The 15297-nt window shown below is 52.1% G+C and carries 15 protein-coding genes and 1 riboswitch; of the genes, 5 read left to right on the top strand and 10 right to left on the bottom strand.

What is annotated here, in order from left to right; genetic code table 11:
- Positions 1 to 10: 10 nt before the first annotated feature.
- From gatB to gatC, 3 genes are read right to left on the bottom strand one after another with little or no spacing between them, the layout of a single operon-like run.
- Positions 11 to 1465 carry an Asp-tRNA(Asn)/Glu-tRNA(Gln) amidotransferase subunit GatB gene (gatB, locus tag EOV40_RS12305; RefSeq protein WP_128106109.1) on the bottom strand — a complete coding sequence of 485 codons (1455 nt, stop codon included), beginning with the start codon at positions 1463 to 1465 and terminating at the stop codon, positions 11 to 13.
- Complete coding sequence (gatA, locus tag EOV40_RS12300) at positions 1462 to 2949, bottom strand: Asp-tRNA(Asn)/Glu-tRNA(Gln) amidotransferase subunit GatA (RefSeq protein ID WP_128106108.1); 1488 nt, start codon at positions 2947 to 2949, stop codon at positions 1462 to 1464. Before gatA ends, gatB begins: the two co-directional genes overlap by 4 nt.
- The gene (gene gatC / locus EOV40_RS12295) at positions 2949 to 3236 is read right to left on the bottom strand and encodes an Asp-tRNA(Asn)/Glu-tRNA(Gln) amidotransferase subunit GatC (protein ID WP_003626251.1); all 288 of its coding nucleotides are present in this window, start codon (positions 3234 to 3236) and stop codon (positions 2949 to 2951) included. Before gatC ends, gatA begins: the two co-directional genes overlap by 1 nt.
- An 80-nt stretch (positions 3237 to 3316) precedes the next feature.
- On the opposite strand from gatC, the gene ruvX reads away from it, so the two are divergent.
- Both ruvX and EOV40_RS12285 read left to right on the top strand, forming a co-directional pair.
- A complete protein-coding gene (gene ruvX / locus EOV40_RS12290; protein ID WP_003626252.1) occupies positions 3317 to 3781 on the top strand; it encodes a Holliday junction resolvase RuvX in 465 nt (154 codons plus the stop codon).
- 2 nt (positions 3782 to 3783) lie between these two features.
- Complete coding sequence (locus EOV40_RS12285) at positions 3784 to 4440, top strand: endoglucanase (protein ID WP_128106107.1); 657 nt, start codon at positions 3784 to 3786, stop codon at positions 4438 to 4440.
- A 374-nt stretch (positions 4441 to 4814) separates the two neighbouring features.
- Here the strand turns inward: EOV40_RS12285 and gabT are convergent, their stop codons facing one another.
- Positions 4815 to 6101, bottom strand: a complete 1287-nt coding sequence (gene gabT, locus EOV40_RS12280) for a 4-aminobutyrate--2-oxoglutarate transaminase (RefSeq protein ID WP_050818700.1) — start codon at positions 6099 to 6101, stop codon at positions 4815 to 4817.
- Between the two features lie 160 nt (positions 6102 to 6261).
- Positions 6262 to 7209 (bottom strand): LysR substrate-binding domain-containing protein, encoded by a 948-nt coding sequence (locus EOV40_RS12275; protein ID WP_208729201.1) that lies wholly within the window; start codon positions 7207 to 7209, stop codon positions 6262 to 6264.
- 117 nt (positions 7210 to 7326) lie between these two features.
- Positions 7327 to 7546: riboswitch (cobalamin riboswitch) on the top strand.
- A gap of 406 nt (positions 7547 to 7952) precedes the next feature.
- Between EOV40_RS12275 and EOV40_RS12270 the strand changes: the two genes are divergently transcribed.
- Together EOV40_RS12270 and EOV40_RS12265 are read left to right on the top strand one after the other, a co-directional pair.
- Positions 7953 to 8171, top strand: coding sequence for a CbtB domain-containing protein (locus tag EOV40_RS12270; protein ID WP_050818696.1), 219 nt, complete (start codon positions 7953 to 7955; stop codon positions 8169 to 8171).
- 23 nt (positions 8172 to 8194) lie between these two features.
- Positions 8195 to 8929, top strand: a complete 735-nt coding sequence (locus tag EOV40_RS12265) for a CbtA family protein (RefSeq protein WP_128106106.1) — start codon at positions 8195 to 8197, stop codon at positions 8927 to 8929.
- A 118-nt stretch (positions 8930 to 9047) separates the two neighbouring features.
- Here the strand turns inward: EOV40_RS12265 and EOV40_RS12260 are convergent, their stop codons facing one another.
- The 4 genes from EOV40_RS12260 to EOV40_RS12245 all read right to left on the bottom strand — a co-directional run bounded on the left by EOV40_RS12260 (position 9048) and on the right by EOV40_RS12245 (position 12562).
- The gene (locus tag EOV40_RS12260; protein ID WP_050818692.1) at positions 9048 to 10628 is read right to left on the bottom strand and encodes a carbohydrate porin; all 1581 of its coding nucleotides are present in this window, start codon (positions 10626 to 10628) and stop codon (positions 9048 to 9050) included.
- A 164-nt stretch (positions 10629 to 10792) separates the two neighbouring features.
- The gene (locus EOV40_RS12255; protein ID WP_208729199.1) at positions 10793 to 11344 is read right to left on the bottom strand and encodes an iron transporter; all 552 of its coding nucleotides are present in this window, start codon (positions 11342 to 11344) and stop codon (positions 10793 to 10795) included.
- Between the two features lie 33 nt (positions 11345 to 11377).
- Positions 11378 to 12199: an FTR1 family iron permease gene (locus EOV40_RS12250; RefSeq protein WP_087651604.1), complete on the bottom strand. Its 822-nt coding sequence runs from the start codon at positions 12197 to 12199 to the stop codon at positions 11378 to 11380.
- Positions 12200 to 12202: 3 nt separating this feature from the next.
- On the bottom strand, positions 12203 to 12562 hold the full coding sequence (locus tag EOV40_RS12245) for a cupredoxin domain-containing protein (protein ID WP_014457553.1): 360 nt from the start codon (positions 12560 to 12562) through the stop codon (positions 12203 to 12205).
- A gap of 74 nt (positions 12563 to 12636) precedes the next feature.
- Between EOV40_RS12245 and EOV40_RS12240 the strand changes: the two genes are divergently transcribed.
- Entirely contained in the window at positions 12637 to 13167 is a 531-nt protein-coding gene (locus tag EOV40_RS12240; RefSeq protein WP_128106104.1) for a hypothetical protein, read from the top strand.
- A 75-nt stretch (positions 13168 to 13242) separates the two neighbouring features.
- Here EOV40_RS12240 and thiC read toward each other — a convergent pair whose 3' ends face one another.
- Complete coding sequence (gene thiC, locus EOV40_RS12235) at positions 13243 to 15120, bottom strand: phosphomethylpyrimidine synthase ThiC (protein WP_128106103.1); 1878 nt, start codon at positions 15118 to 15120, stop codon at positions 13243 to 13245.
- Between the last annotated feature and the right edge of the window lie 177 nt (positions 15121 to 15297).

The raw sequence follows: 15297 nt of genomic DNA, 5'->3' as shown, positions 1-15297 counted from the left end.
ATTGTAGATTTTAGCCGTCTAGCTGAGCCTTCAGGGCCGAATTTACCAGGGCCGGGTTTGCCTTGCCTTTGGTTTCCTTCATGACCTGACCCACAAAGAATCCGAACAGCTTGTCTTTGCCGCCACGGTATTCTGCCACCTTATCCGCATGTTTTTCCAAAATAGCGGCAATGGCAGCATCAATCACACCTGTATCGGTGACCTGCCGCAGGCCTTTGCGTTCCACAATGGCATCCGGGCTATCACCGGTTTCCACCATGTCTTCAAACACTTCCTTGGCGATCTTGCCGTTGATGGTGCCATCAGCAATCAGATCAAGCATTTTGCCCAAGGAGGCCGCGCTGACAGGGCTGGTTTCAATGATGTTGCTGGTGCGGTTAAGGGCCGCAAACAGATCACCAATCACCCAGCTTGCCGCCAGCTTGCCATCGCGCCCTTTGGCCACGGTTTCGTAAAAATCCGCCACAGCCTGTTCTGCAACCAGCACGCCAGCATCGTAGGATGGAATGCCGTAGTCTTTCTGGAAGCGCGCACGCTTTGCATCAGGCAGTTCTGGCAGCTTGGATTTCAGCTCATCCACCCATGCCTGTTCTACCACCAGCGGCAGCAGGTCAGGATCTGGGAAGTAGCGGTAATCATGCGCATCTTCCTTAGAGCGCATGGTGCGGGTTTCACCGCGGCCCGGATCAAACAGGCGTGTTTCCTGATCAACTTCGCCACCGTTTTCCCAGATTTCAATCTGGCGCGTGGCTTCCACTTCAATGGCCTGCATAACAAAGCGGATGGAGTTGACGTTCTTGATCTCGCAACGGGTGCGGAAAGGCTCACCCGCCTTGCGCACAGAAACGTTTACGTCCGCACGCATGGAGCCTTCTTCCATGTTGCCATCACACGTGCCCAGATAGCGCAGAATCTGGCGCAGCTTACGCAGGTAAGCCCCAGCTTCTTCTGGTTCGCGAATATCGGGTTCGCTCACAATTTCCATCAGGGCCACGCCGGCGCGGTTCAGGTCCACGAAGGATTTTGTGGGGTCCTGATCATGCAGCAGCTTACCGGCGTCCTGTTCCAGATGCAGGCGGGTAATGCCAATCTGGCGCGTTTCACCGCTCTGAAGCTCAATTTCGATAGAGCCCTTGCCGATGATGGGGTGCTCGAACTGGCTGATCTGGTAACCCTGCGGCAGGTCGGCGTAAAAGTAGTTTTTACGGTCAAACCGGCTGAACAGGTTGATCTGGGCATTCAGCCCCAACCCGGTGCGGATGGCCTGCGCCACGCATTCTTTGTTGATAACAGGCAGCATGCCGGGGAAAGCCGCATCAACAAGGCTGACCTGTGTGTTCGGGTCACCCCCAAACTTTGTGGAAGCACCGGAAAACAGCTTGGACTGGCTGATAACCTGTGCATGCACTTCCAACCCCACCACAATTTCCCACGGGCCGGTTTTACCTTCAATTACGTAGCTCATGCGCCTGCTCCCGCATGTACGGACGGAAGGTGCGTAAAGCCTGCCGCCGCTTCTAACGCGCCGCCAATGGACAGCACGGTTTCTTCATCAAAATGTTTGCCAATGACCTGCAGCCCCAGCGGCAGGCCATTACCATTCAGCCCAACCGGAACGGAAAGGGCAGGCACCCCGGCCATGCTGGCGGGCACGGTAAAGATGTCGTTCAGATACATCTGCACCGGGTCATCCATGTTTTCACCCTGCGCAAAGGCAGTAGACGGCGCGGTGGGGGTTAGCAGCACATCCACATTTTCAAACGCCTGTTCAAAATCGCGCTTGATAAGGGTGCGGACTTTCTGGGCTTTCAGATAGTAAGCATCGTAATAGCCAGCAGAAAGCACGTAGGTGCCCATCAGGATACGGTTGCGCACTTCTGCACCAAACCCTGCGGCGCGTGTGGCTTCATACACACCATCCAGCGTAGGCGCATCCTTGCGGATACCAAAGCGGATGCCATCATAACGCGCCAGGTTGGAGGAGCATTCAGCCGGAGCAATAATGTAGTAAGTGGTCAGGCCGTATTTGGTGTGTGGGAGAGAAACATCCACAATCTCGCAGCCTGCTTCTTTCAGCCACGCAATGCCCTGTTCCCACATGGCCACAACTTCTGCTGGCAGATTGGGGGAGCGATATTCTGTAGGAATACCCACGCGCAGGCCCTTTACGCTTTTGCCAATAGCTTTGCTAAAAGCGGGCACAGGGCGGTTTGAGCACGTGCTGTCTTTTTCATCAAAGCCAGCCATGGCTTCCAGCATCAACCCGGCATCTGCCACGCTGCGTGTCATGGGGCCTGCCTGATCGAGCGAACTTGCGAAAGCAATGGTGCCCCAGCGGCTGCAACGGCCATAGGTGGGCTTCAGCCCCACAATACCGCAATACGCGGCAGGCTGGCGGATGGAACCACCTGTATCCGTGCCTGTGGCAGCAAGGCCCAAGCCCGCAGCAACAGCGGCGGAAGACCCACCGGAAGATCCACCCGGCACCAGTGTGGCGGAGGGATCATCCTTGCGCTTCCACGGGCTTGCCACGGGCCCGAAAGCTGATGTGATGTTGGCAGAGCCCATGGCAAATTCATCAAGGTTGGTTTTGCCAAGGAAAACCGCACCCGCTTTCAGCAGGTTGGCCGTTACTGTGCTTTCATAAGGCGGTACAAAGTTTTCCAGCATCTTGCTGGCAGCCGTGGTGCGCACGCCTTTGGTGCAGAACAGATCTTTTACGCCAATGGGCAGACCATCCATAAGGCCGGCAGTGCCTGCGGCGTAACGGGCATCTGCTGCATCTGCCGCGGCCAGAACTGTTTCTGCTGGCAACACGGTAATATAAGCGTTCAGCACCGGGTTCAGGCGGGCAATGGCGTCCAGTTGGGCTTTGGCCAGTTCCCGTGCAGAAAATTTGCGGGCGGCAAGCCCTTCACGCGCTTGGGTGAGCGTCAGTCCGGTCAGCATTATTCCACCACCTTGGGTACTGTATAGAAGGGGCCAGATGTTTCTGGCGCACAGGCCAGCAGGGCATCACGGCAGTTGCCGTCTGTTACCTTGTCTTCCCGCTGGCGCAGGGTTTCGGTTTCTGTCCCCACCATGGGGGGAACGCCTTCCACATCCACTTCGGCAAGCTGGTCAATCCAGCCCAGAATACCGTTCAGCTTCTGGCGTGTGGCTTCAAGCTCATGCTCTTCCAGCCCGATACGGGCCAGTTTGGCAATGCGGCGGGTGGTCGCAAGGTCTAGCGACATGAAAGCGGACCCCTCTTTTCTTGATCTCAATAGGAAGAAAGCACCTAGCATAATCGCGCGAAAGGCAACATACCGTCCGTATGACACTGCTTAGCCTGACAGACCTTGTTGCAACCCTGCCCAGACACGCACGCCTGCTAGGGATAGACCCCGGCAAAAAGCAGGTGGGGCTGGCGCTTTCCGATGTTTCCCGCATGGTGGCCTCACCATTCCAAACGGTAAAACGCGGGAAACTAGGGCAAATGGCCAGCTTTATTCGTGATCTTGCCAAAGAACACGAAATTGGCGGCATGGTTGTGGGGATTCCCCTTTCCTTAGATGGGTCCTTTGGTCCAGCGGCGCAGGCCAGCCGAGATTGGGCGCTTGCGCTTTCAGAACAGACAGGCTTGCCTGTATGCCAGTGGGATGAACGCCTTTCTTCATCCGCAGTGAATCGTATGCTTATTGATGAAGCTGATCTCTCCCGCGCGCGGCGGGCAGAAATGGTGGATCGGCTGGCTGCGGCCTATATCTTGCAGGCCGCGCTGGACTCTCTGCCGCGTTAAACGTGTTTGGCAGAACTGCCACGGATGTGGCGTACATTTGCCATAAAGCCTTTGAATACTTACCTTTAGCAATAAGGTTTTCACTTAAGAGGATGTATCTCGTGTCTCATAATTCTTTTCGGACGGCCGCTACAACTCTGCTGGGTGCTGCCATGTTTGCTTTAAGCCTGCCTTGCGCTCACGCTGAGGAAGGCATGCTGGGCCGCGCATGGGATAACACCCGCCAAGGAACCGAGCATGCTTGGAACAAGACCAAGGAAGGCACGAACAAGGCTTGGGAAAAGACAAGCAACGGCACAGAAAAAGCGTGGGACAAAACCAAGGACGGCACCCGCAAAACTTGGGACAAGACCACCGAGGGCAGTGAAAAGGCATGGGATAAGACCAAAGAAGGCACCCATAACGCCTGGGATAAAACCCGCGAAGGTACGGAAAAAACTTGGGACAAAACCAAAGAGGGCTCTCACAAGGTTTGGAACAAGACAAGCGAAGGGACCGAGCACGCTTGGGACAAAACCAAGGACGGTTCTCGCAAAGCTTGGGATAAAACAAGTGAAGGCACCGAGCACGCTTGGAACAAGACCAAGGAAGGTACAGAAAATGCCGCGCACGATGTTGGCCGGTGGGGTCAGAACACGTTTTCTGATGACAAAAAATAACGCTGCATAACGGCGCTAAAAAAGCCCGCTCTACCTTTGATGGTAGGCGGGCTTTTTTGTTGTTTGCGCAAGAACAGGAGGGATGGCGTATTTAATGTTTGATATGTGCGGCTTTGCGCATTTTTAAATTGTGCAAAGTTTGCAGTAATTTGCGAAAAGAATTTTGTATTTGCAGCCAATACGCGCCAAATGCTGTCATTCTGGCCTCCTGTTTTTCTTGATCGTTATTTTCAAGAGTAAGCAGGAATGATGGCCTGACTATGACGATATATTTGGTGAAATGAATTCTGATTTTAAAAATATATGACAAGGCAAAGAAAAAGGCGGCCCCAAGAAAGGCCGCCTTTTTGCTGATGACTGCAGAAAAATGCAGATCAGGCTTTTGCTTCTTCCAGCAGAATCTGTTCGATGATGTCCAAGCCTTCATCAACCAGTTCATCAGATGCGGTCAGCGGTGTCAGAATGCGGATGGTAGCGCCCTGCACACCACAGGCCAGAAGGATCAAGCCTTTTTCACAGGCACGGGCACATAGTTTGGAACCAAAGCCTTTGCGCTGTTCCACACCAGCATGATGTTCCAAAATATCAAAGGCAACCATTGCGCCCAGCCCACGTGGCATGCTGACAGGCAGCATATCTGTGCGCTTGTGCCAGCCTGCAATGCGGGCTTTCAGGCGTTCACCCATGCTGTTGGCGCGGTCCAGAAGCTTTTCTTCTTCAATAATATCCAGCACGGCCAAGCCAGCAGCACAGCCCAGCGGCGCGCCAGCATATGTGCCACCCAAGCCACCCGGAGGCACGGAATCCATCAGTTCTGCACGGCCAATCACGCCGGAAAGCGGGAAACCGCCTGCCAGAGATTTGGCAATGCACACCAGATCGGGTTCTACGCCAGAATGCTCAATACCAAATAGCTTGCCAGTACGGGCAAAGCCGCTCTGCACTTCATCTGCAATCAGCTTAATGCCGTGCTGGTCGCAAATAGCGCGCAGGTGTTTGAGCAGTGCTGTAGGGGCAACGCGGAAGCCGCCTTCACCCTGCACAGGCTCAATAATAATGGCAGCCACATTGTTGGGGGAGATATCAGCTGCAAACAGGAAGTTCAGCATCTTCAGGCTGTCTTCCACCGTGATGTCATGATCATCGGGGAAGGGGATGTGGTAAACTTCGCCCGGCAATGTGCCGAAGGGTGCTTTGTAAGGCAGAACCTTACCCGTAAGCGCAGAAGCCAGCAGCGTGCGGCCATGGAAGCCGCCGCAGAACGCAATCACGCCATTGCGGCCAGTTGCTGCACGCGCAATTTTTACGGCGTTTTCTGTAGCTTCACCACCCGTGGTGAAAAAAATGGTTTTGGCATCGCCAGAAAACGGTGCGCGGGCATTCAGCTTTTCAGCCAGCTCAATATAGGGCTCGTAAGCAGAAACCTGAAAAGCCGTATGAGTAAAACGGTCTAGCTGCTTTTTAACAGCATCCATCACTTTTGGGTGGCGATGGCCAACGTTCAGAACGGCAATGCCGCCGGCAAAGTCAACATAGCGCTTGCCTTCCACATCCCAGATTTCGGCATTTTCTGCGCGGTCTGCAAAAACGGGGGTGGAGGTAGCAACGCCGCGTGGCACAGCATTGGTGCGGCGGTTCAGAAGGTCTTTATTCGTGGCCATTAATATGGGCTCCCGGGAACTATGTTGCGGGCAAAGTTGTTTCTGTTCCGTAAAATGTTTCGCGGGGGAGGGGGAGGAGATTTTTTGTTGCCTCTGTGGTGATAAAAAGTCACCAGCAATTAAGCACGTTCATATCGTTGCGTAGGCGCTTAACTGCATTTTAAGGGAGGGTATGTGTACTTTGCGTTTTCAGTTCCACCTGTTCTAAAAGCCAGTTTCGGAACGTGATGAGAGATTTTTTCTCCCATGTGGCAGTAGAAGCGCGCAGAAGATAGGCCCCTAGGGCTACTTCTCGCAAAGGGGTTTGCGTAGGCTGCACCCGCACAAGGTGGCCTGTTTCAAGATCATTTCCCAGCAGGAAAATATTGCCAAGAGCAATGCCTTCTCCGGCGCGGGCAGCCGCCAATGTAATATGGGCCTGCCACAGGCGTGTTGCGGCAGGTAGTTTTGTGCAGGCTACATTTTGTGCGTGAAACCAAAGTTTCCACTCGGCTTCATCTTCTTCCTGCAATAAGGGTGCGCGGAGCAAATCTGCTGTTGTGCGGGGCTGCCCGCCCAGTTCTGTAAGACATGTGGGGGCAGCTACCGGAAAAACATCTGGCCGGGCAATAATCATGCTGCGTGTGTTGCGGGGTTCAGCTAACGGGGCATCATCACGCACATAACCGATATGAGCATGATTATCTGTTTCCACGCCCGTAACGTGGAAAGCCGTATTCGCATCTACTGGGCGCAGCATGATTTCCAGTTGAGGGTGCGCGCGCCGAAAGGAGGAGAGCCGAGGTAGCAACCAATGGTATGCAAAACCATGCGCGCAGGTAATGGTAAGGGGGGGCGTGTGGTTGCGGATATCTGCCGTGGCCGTGGCCAGTTCTTCCAGCAATGGGGTGATGCGGGAATAATAAGTGTGACCCGCTAATGTAAGGGTTCCTGTTTCCTTATCCCGTAAAGGTGTGCCTAAAATATTTTCCAGATCCCGAATGTGGCGGCTTATGGCTGCGTGATCTACGCGCAGTTCTGCTGCGGCCCGTCTGATACCGCCTGTGCGTGCAAACGCCGTAAAGGCATTGAGCATGGCTAGTGGGGGAATGCGGTATCGTTGGTCCATAAGTCGCCAGTCAGGGAAAAGTCTGCAGAAACAGGTGGGTTAAAATGGCGGCTCTGGCAAGAGTTATACCTGCATAATCAGGCAAAGATTGAAATATGAAGCAAAAATAAGGTAAGGGTTGCGCCATCTTACAACGGTCCCGCGCAAGCGGGTTTGAAAGGGAATGCCGGAGGTTCCTGCTTTGGAACCCAGTCGGCAACTGCCCTCGCAACTGTAGGCGGAGAGCCTATTACTCCTTAGCCGCATAAAGCGGCAGTCACTGGTGTTCGCATCGGGAAGGCTGAGTAATGCGCAATGACCCGCAAGTCAGGAGACCTGCCGTTGTTGTCTTGTTTAATCGCCGGGCGAGGGAACCGGAGATGGATGATTTGCGATGTTTACTCCTCTGCCCTCGGCAGATTTCTCCTTAAATACATTCTGGGCTTTTGTCTTCACGCGGCGTGGTGAAGTGTAACAATGCTTTGTGTTCCAAATAGAATTTGGAAGAGGTTTTGGTATGCTCTGCACCGTTGATTGCTGGTTGGTGAGAGGCTGACGGATGGAGCAGGCAAGTATCTCACATGGAATGACGTTCCTTTCGGGTGCCTCTTTGCTCAAGGTGGGAGAACAGCAGGCGTGTTCGGAATGCCCTTGCTGTTAGGCTTCGTCCTTCTATGATGAGGGCCGACCAAACCATGAAGTTCTGTTTCACACTCTTTTGTGCCTGCTCTGGCGGGCTTTAAATTTAAAAAGGATACAACATCATGAGCACATCTGTTCATACAGCTATGCCGGTTGCGGCAGCGGGCCAGAGCATTCCGGTTCGTGCCATTCTGCCTTGGGCTGTTTTCGGCCTGATTGTTTCTGCACTGCTGATCTACTTTGTAGGCGCAGAGCAGGGCGCCACTTCCCTGATTTCCGGACATGCTGTGCATGAATTTGTGCATGATGGCCGCCATCTTCTTGGTTTCCCCTGCCACTAAGGCACGAGAGGAAAGTTTTACTCATGGTTGGTCGTCTTTTAGCCCGCGGCATGGTCGCGGGCATTCTGGCTGCATTGCTTTCTTTTGTATTTTCAAAAATTTTTGGTGAACCGCAGGTCGCTTTGGCTATTGCGTTTGAAGCCGCTCAGGATGCTGCCGCAGGTGCCGCGCCAGAACCTGAACTGATAAGCCGTGGTGTGCAGGCATCTTGGGGCTTGCTTACTGCTGTGCTGATGTACGGTGCCGCATATGGCGGTATTTTTGCGATTGTTTTTGCATTTGCCTATCAGCGTCTTGCAACATTAAGCCCACGCGCTATGGCATTATTGCTGTCTGGCGTTGGGTTTTTAACGTTTGTGCTGATACCAGATTTAAAATATCCACCTAACCCACCCGCAGTTGGGCAGGAAGAGACCATCGCGCTGAGGACAGAAATGTATTTTGCAATGGTTGGCCTTTCTATCGCCATTTCCATGATTTGTTTGTTGGTGGGGCGCGCACTGTCTAACGTAATCGGGCATTGGAACGCTGCTGTATGTAGCATTATTCTGGGTATTGCGCTTGTCGCTGCTGTGCAATTTGGTCTGCCAGATTTTAATGAAGTGCCAGACAATTTTCCTGCTGTAGTGCTTTGGCGTTTTAGAGAAGCATCTATCGGAATGCAGATTGTTTTGTGGTCTGTATTGGGGCTGGTTTTTGGCGCTTTGGCTGAAAAATGCCTGTCATCAGCAAACGGTGTGGCGCGGAAGACGCTCTGATTTTTCCGAGCGGCCTTCTATACAAATTTTGCGTGTATAAAAAAGCATTTCCTAACGTTGCCACTTTTTCCATTTATGAAATGGCAACCGAAAGGGAATGCTTTTTTATTTATAATTTTTAGAAAGTGATGTTGGAATGGAGCCCAAAAATGGCTTCATTCCCGACAAGGCGGTTGCCTGTCCAATCCGTTACACCGCCAGAGGGATGCCAGACATACTGGAAGTCTGGCTGCATGACCCACCAAGGGGTGACCTGTGCCTGATAGGTAAGTTCCAGATGGTTTTCATTGCCTTGTACAGGTGCGCCAGAGTTGCGGTCATACCGTCGCTGGCCAGAAGAAGCACGGCCAATGCCCCAGCCTAGGCCCACCGTATCATTATCACGTCCCTTGAACGGGGCTTTAAGGTTGATGCCCGCATCAATGGCAAAGCTGATCATGTTTCGGTCCCCACCATTACCTGTGGCGCGTGCAAAAATGCCAACAGATTGTGGAGATTGGAGTGAAGGACGCCAGATCATCTGGTCAATAATACCATAGACCATCCAGTTGCCCCGGTCCCACCGCGGAATACCTGTGGTGTCAGCCGCACTACCTAAAGCTTTCCCCTGATTGTTGTAGCGATAATCAGGGAATTTTGCCGTATCGTAATATCCACCCAGCTTGTAGATGCCCGGCAGGCCGGGATCCTTGGTGACATGTGACATGTCATCAGGCTGAGGGTTGAGAGCATACTGCAATTCGGTAATCAGCAGTGCGCCAGTGCCCATGTTGAAGTTGGCACCATCCTCATCATGAGTGTTCTGATTGGTGGGGTCTGCGCTGTTACCACCGTTCTGGATGCCAAAAGAGTTGTTGCGGTTGCCCGGTGGGTTGTCATCTGCTGCCGCAAACATGAATGTAAACTTGTCTGAAGGACGGTAGCGGATGCGGATAGCTGGCGAAGACAGGGGCCAAGATGGTCCACCTGCGTACAGGTTAACCGAAGGTGCCATGGGCCAGCCAAAGTTGGAGTTTAGATATAAGGCCCCGTAATCACTGATCAGGAACTCGGTATCCAAATCCTGCTGCCCGATTTTGACATCCAGTTTGCCGTCCAGAAAAGACTGCTGATACCATAGCTCGAACAGGCGCGTGGAACGATCGGCCTCAAATCCACTGACCGGGTTGAAGTTGGCCAGATGATCCTGAGAGATGGAGCGCCCGCGCAACTGTAGGGCGCTGACATTAAATGTGCCCCCTTTCAGGCCAATCAGTTTTTCCAAATCTACCGTCAAGGTTGGCATAGTTACACCGTCATAGGCTGGGCCGGTGCCCGAACCACTGGCGCCATCGGCCCCTGATGCTGTGCCACCTGTGGCGTTGCCCCACAGTTCATCCACTTCCTGAATATCAAAGCTGATACCGTGTTTGGCCATCCAGTCCCGAGCGCCCCACATATTACCCAATAGGTGGTCGCTCATGTCTGGTGTGTCATCGCCCTTTTTCTCGGTAGCTGCCGCTTCTGCTGCGCGTTGGGAATCTCGCACTGTTGCTGGATCAATTTGCTCAATCAGTGGCCCAGAATTGCCCAACCGGCGGCGGTCCTGCTCAACCTGCGTCTCTTCTGCATGTGCTAAAACAGGGGTGGTGGTGAGAATGGTTGCGCAAAGACAAAAAAATTTCAGAAATGTTCTGTTATATCTATGATGTTTTTGCATGGTCACAGGTTGCTCTGATGGTAGGTATGGATGATTGATATTCGGTAATGGAGAATCATTCTCAATTAGAGCGTCTCAAAATGCAATTAGAATACGACCTTCATAAGTGCAGGGCAGGGGTGTTAAAAAGAGAGGGTAAAGCCCTCTCTTTTGGAAGTTTCTTATTATTTCTCAGGGTATGAGAAAGTGAATGATTCCGTAAAGGGCTGCCAAAAGCCGGGTGTGCCGGTTTCTTTATCTGTGTGATGAAGGAAACCATTGGTTTCTGGTGAGCTATAGCTGAACACCACCGTATAGCTGCCGGGGCCATCCATTTTAACATTATTGGCGTAATGCGGGCCATCTTTTGCTGTCATCGGGTGCAGCGTGCCCTGGTTTTTCCAGTCAGATCCCTTTTTGGTAAGGGTGTAATCAACCTTCAGGTAGGGAACCCATGCACCATCGGGAAAGCCCCACTGGTTATCTGCTGTAGCATGTACATCTGTTTCCAGATGGATGGTATCCTTGCCCATGGCCATGTCTGATGTCATAGGCATCATGTCTACATCAAGCAGATAGTTTGCGGCTATTTCCATGTCATGTGCATGTACGGGGCCACCCACCGGGTATTCACGCGCGGCAGCGGGAAGCGCAATGGCAAGGGTAAGAACCGATGCTGCGGAAAGAATTGAAAGATAGGATTTCATATGTCTGCACCTCAAGTTTTTGTAAGGCACAGTGGCAGATATTTTCTGCACACCTGTGACAGATTATGAAGCGCTGGATTGAGGACGTGTGCGAACAAAGCGTTCAACCACAATCAGTCCGGCAAGTGTCAGCACCCATACAAGCAGTTGAATGCCCATTGGTCTGTCTGTGTATCCAATCAGAACTTTGGCCGTACGCCCAAGCATACTACCATCAGACAGCAGCCAGGATGTATCCCAGATATCGTATCCCAGAGCGGGGATCAGATCATCATTTGCCAAGATGGCAGCGGCCTGACTGGCCATGCCAGCAGCCAGAAAGGAGACCAGAACATTCGTGACTGCAAAAAGATGTTTTAGAGGAATGATAATCAAGCCTCTATAAAGCGCCCATGAAAGTGCAGCTCCGCCCACAACACCAAGCAGGCCGCCTGTAAACATGGGCACAAAACCAGTATGTGCGGATACGGCAATACCATACAGGAACAACACAACTTCCATACCTTCACGCAAGACAGCTACGGCAACAACTGTAGCTAAAGCGAAAAGGGAGCGGCTTCCTTCTGATACTTCCTTACCAACACTACGCATTTCCTGAGCAAGCTCACGACCGTGGCTTGCCATCCAGATAACATGCCAAGAAAGCATAAGAACAGCGATGCATAGGATAGAAGCAGAAAAAATATCCTGCCCGTTGCCAGAAAAAGCCTGAGAGAGTTGCCCCGCAAACATGGCCACAATGGCTGCGCCAACAACACCTGCTCCAATGCCGCCGGAAACCCACCATCCGCGCCCCGGAATGCCCCGCGTGGCTGCAAGCACGATGCCAACAATCAACCCGGCTTCCATAACCTCGCGAAAGACAATAATCAGGCTTCCAAGCATAATTTACTTCTTTTCTTCTGCTGTAACGGTACCCTTGGCCTCGTCTGGATGGTAATCATCAAAAAAAGTATAGGTTCCAGGGTGTAGAGGCCCGGCATGAACTTTGATTGTTCCTTGTGGAACAACAATTTTTTCAAATTTCATATCGTAGCTTTCGAACTCATCAGTTGTCGTGTCCTGATTATTGAGTTCGATCATGAATCGCTCACCAGCTGGAACGGTGATATGATCAGGCTCGAAATGATGATCTTTGACAGTAAGCTGAAAAACTGTTTGAGAATGGGCCTGCTGAGGGAAACATATCCATGCACCTGCTAACAGAGGAATGGCTGCTACAAGCAGTTTCATTGTATGATACTCCATCAGTCATGCCGTTTGGATTAGTGCGAATCATTGTCAAAGTCAATCACACCAGATAACCCGCGAGCCTAACGCTTATGTCATCTCATCCCTTGGCGTTCCTACGCCTGCCCAACTCCTTGCTTATGGCGTTAGATAGTCGGGCTTATCATTTCTGGTTCCAGCCAGTGCATTACCTTGCAAGAATTGTGCATATTCTTACAATGGCAGCGTTTTTTGGTCTGGAATTTCTGTTTATTCTTGCTGTTATTCAAAATCTGGATCGGCCAACAGTGGTGCGTATTTCACGGTTTATGGTGAAACCACTGCATATCAGTTATGCTTTGGCTATGATCTCTGGCTTTGCTTTGTTTTTTTATGATCCAGTGCATATTGGCAATCGGGCCTATCTTTCCCCCAAACTTATCGCACTGGCCGTGGCTGGTGTTCTGGCGTGGTTTGGGCACAAATCCATTTACTGGCCAGTTATGGCTGGGCGCGACAATGAACTGCCAAAATGGACAAAGGCATTTTGCGTGGCATCCTGTGTGGTATGGGCCGCTGTTATTGTGTTTTCGTGCCTGAATAGTGAAGGCGTGCCGAAAGTTTATTTAAGACACTATTTCTAATAACAGTGATTTTTTGCGACATAAAAAAGCCCCGGACATATTTGCCCGGGGCTTTTTTAGTATCAATTTGGCAACTTACTCTGCTGGCACATAAACTTTGCCACCAGCTTGCCGGAACTCTTCGGTTTTCTGTTCCATGCCAGCAATGCGTATGGCGTCTTCTTTCAAATCCTGACTAATCCGCATTGAGCAGAATTTGGGGCCGCACATTGAGCAGAAATGTGCGCTTTTATGGGCCTCACGCGGCATGGTTTCATCATGATACGCACAGGCTGTATCAGGGTCCAAAGAGAGGTTGAACTGATCTTCCCACCTAAAGGAGAAGCGTGCGCGGCTTAGGGCATCATCCCGGTATTTTGCAGATGGGTGACCTTTTGCAAGGTCAGCGGCATGTGCTGCAATGCGATAGGTAATTACGCCTGTTTTCACGTCATTGCGGTCTGGGAGGCCCAGATGTTCCTTGGGTGTGACGTAGCAGAGCATGGAGGTGCCAAACCATCCGATCATGGCGGCGCCAATGGCGGATGTAATGTGGTCGTATCCTGGTGCAATGTCTGTGGTCAGCGGGCCAAGCGTATAGAAGGGGGCCTCCTTACATTCTTTTAGCTGCTTATCCATGTTGGCCTTGATCTTGTGCATGGGCACATGGCCCGGCCCTTCAATCATGACCTGGCAGCCTTTTGCCCAGGCAATCTCTGTTAGTTCACCCAGGGTTTCCAGTTCGGCAAACTGTGCAGCGTCATTCGCATCTGCAATGCTGCCGGGGCGCAGACCATCCCCCAAAGAGAAGGACACATCATAGGCGCGCATGATGTCGCAGATGTCTTCAAAATGTTCGTATAGGAAGCTTTCACGGTGACCATTTAGGCACCAGCTTGCCATGATGGAACCGCCGCGTGAAACAATACCTGTAACGCGGTTGGCTGTGAGTGGCACATGCTGCAACCGTACGCCGGCATGAATGGTAAAGTAGTCCACTCCCTGTTCTGCCTGTTCAATCAGAGTATCACGGAACACTTCCCAGCTCAGTTTGCTGACATCTCCGCCCACTTTTTCCAAAGCCTGATACAGGGGCACTGTGCCGATAGGTGTGGGGGCGTTTCGTAAAATCCAGTCACGGATATTGTGAATGTTCCGGCCAGTGGAAAGATCCATTACGGTATCCGCACCCCAGCGGATGGACCATACAAGCTTTTCCACTTCTTCTGCTGCAGATGAAGTGATGGCGGAGTTACCGATATTGGCGTTAATTTTTACAAGAAAATTACGCCCGATAATAACGGGTTCCAGCTCTGGGTGGTTGATGTTTGCCGGAATAATGGCGCGTCCGCGGGCAATTTCCTGACGAACAAATTCAGGTGTGATGAATTCTGGAATGCTGGCACCAAAGGATTCACCATCTTCCAGACATTGGGCAGCATCATCCGCTGCCTTCTGGCGGCCCAGATTTTCGCGGTGGGCCACGTAAATCATTTCGTCAGTAATAATGCCAGCCTTGGCGAACTCATACTGCGTAATAAGCTGGCCTTCTCGCCCTTTGAGCACGGTATGTGGGGCAGGGCAGGGTGCGACAAGGTAGTTACCTTCTGCATTGCCATTGTCTTCTGGCTTAATGTCGCGTGGTTTGATGTGCTCAAAGCCACGTGCAGCCAACCACGATGCCCGAATTTTTGGCAGCCCTTTGTTAACGTCAATTTCTACAGTGCTGTCTGTGTAGGGGCCGGACGTATCATACACACGCACAGGTGGTTCATTTGCGGAAGGTTCCAGCATGATTTCGCGGAAAGGCACGCGCATGTCCGGCCGATCGGCAGGGCTGGAATAGACTTTGCATGAGCCACGGATGGCACCGGTTGTAACATGCCCCGGAGCGGGTGCAGCCGTATTGGCGGGTTTAGGGTTGCCCCCTACAGTAGGAGAGGCCGCATTTTGTTTGGAATCAACTGAAGACATGACGTTATCGTCTCCTCTGCCGAGAGGAGGACAGGTCTGAAAAAGACTCCGCTTGTATGGGCGGCTAGGTTCGGAAAGAACATAACTGTCTTTTCAGGCACCAGTCCCTCCGCCGGTATAAGCCGGATCAGGTTCCCCACCAAAACATCATGTTCTGGCGGCAGGGTCGCCACGGTG

Source organism: Acetobacter oryzoeni (genome assembly GCF_004014775.2).
GTDB classification, from domain to species: domain Bacteria; phylum Pseudomonadota; class Alphaproteobacteria; order Acetobacterales; family Acetobacteraceae; genus Acetobacter; species Acetobacter oryzoeni.
This window is presented reverse-complemented; position numbering and strand designations above follow the sequence as displayed.

What these genes read in the sequence shown, in the direction of transcription:
- gatC (WP_003626251.1), bottom strand. Translation starts at nt 3,236, where the DNA reads ATGTCGCTAGACCTTGCGACCACCCGCCGCATTGCCAAACTGGCCCGT.
- EOV40_RS12270 (WP_050818696.1), top strand. Translation starts at nt 7,953, where the DNA reads ATGAGCACATCTGTTCATACAGCTATGCCGGTTGCGGCAGCGGGCCAG.
- EOV40_RS12250 (WP_087651604.1), bottom strand. Translation starts at nt 12,199, where the DNA reads ATGCTTGGAAGCCTGATTATTGTCTTTCGCGAGGTTATGGAAGCCGGG.
- EOV40_RS12245 (WP_014457553.1), bottom strand. Translation starts at nt 12,562, where the DNA reads ATGGAGTATCATACAATGAAACTGCTTGTAGCAGCCATTCCTCTGTTA.
- gatA (WP_128106108.1), bottom strand. Translation starts at nt 2,949, where the DNA reads ATGCTGACCGGACTGACGCTCACCCAAGCGCGTGAAGGGCTTGCCGCC.
- thiC (WP_128106103.1), bottom strand. Translation starts at nt 15,120, where the DNA reads ATGTCTTCAGTTGATTCCAAACAAAATGCGGCCTCTCCTACTGTAGGG.
- EOV40_RS12275 (WP_208729201.1), bottom strand. Translation starts at nt 7,209, where the DNA reads ATGGACCAACGATACCGCATTCCCCCACTAGCCATGCTCAATGCCTTT.
- EOV40_RS12240 (WP_128106104.1), top strand. Translation starts at nt 12,637, where the DNA reads ATGTCATCTCATCCCTTGGCGTTCCTACGCCTGCCCAACTCCTTGCTT.
- gatB (WP_128106109.1), bottom strand. Translation starts at nt 1,465, where the DNA reads ATGAGCTACGTAATTGAAGGTAAAACCGGCCCGTGGGAAATTGTGGTG.
- gabT (WP_050818700.1), bottom strand. Translation starts at nt 6,101, where the DNA reads ATGGCCACGAATAAAGACCTTCTGAACCGCCGCACCAATGCTGTGCCA.
- EOV40_RS12260 (WP_050818692.1), bottom strand. Translation starts at nt 10,628, where the DNA reads ATGCAAAAACATCATAGATATAACAGAACATTTCTGAAATTTTTTTGT.
- ruvX (WP_003626252.1), top strand. Translation starts at nt 3,317, where the DNA reads ATGACACTGCTTAGCCTGACAGACCTTGTTGCAACCCTGCCCAGACAC.
- EOV40_RS12265 (WP_128106106.1), top strand. Translation starts at nt 8,195, where the DNA reads ATGGTTGGTCGTCTTTTAGCCCGCGGCATGGTCGCGGGCATTCTGGCT.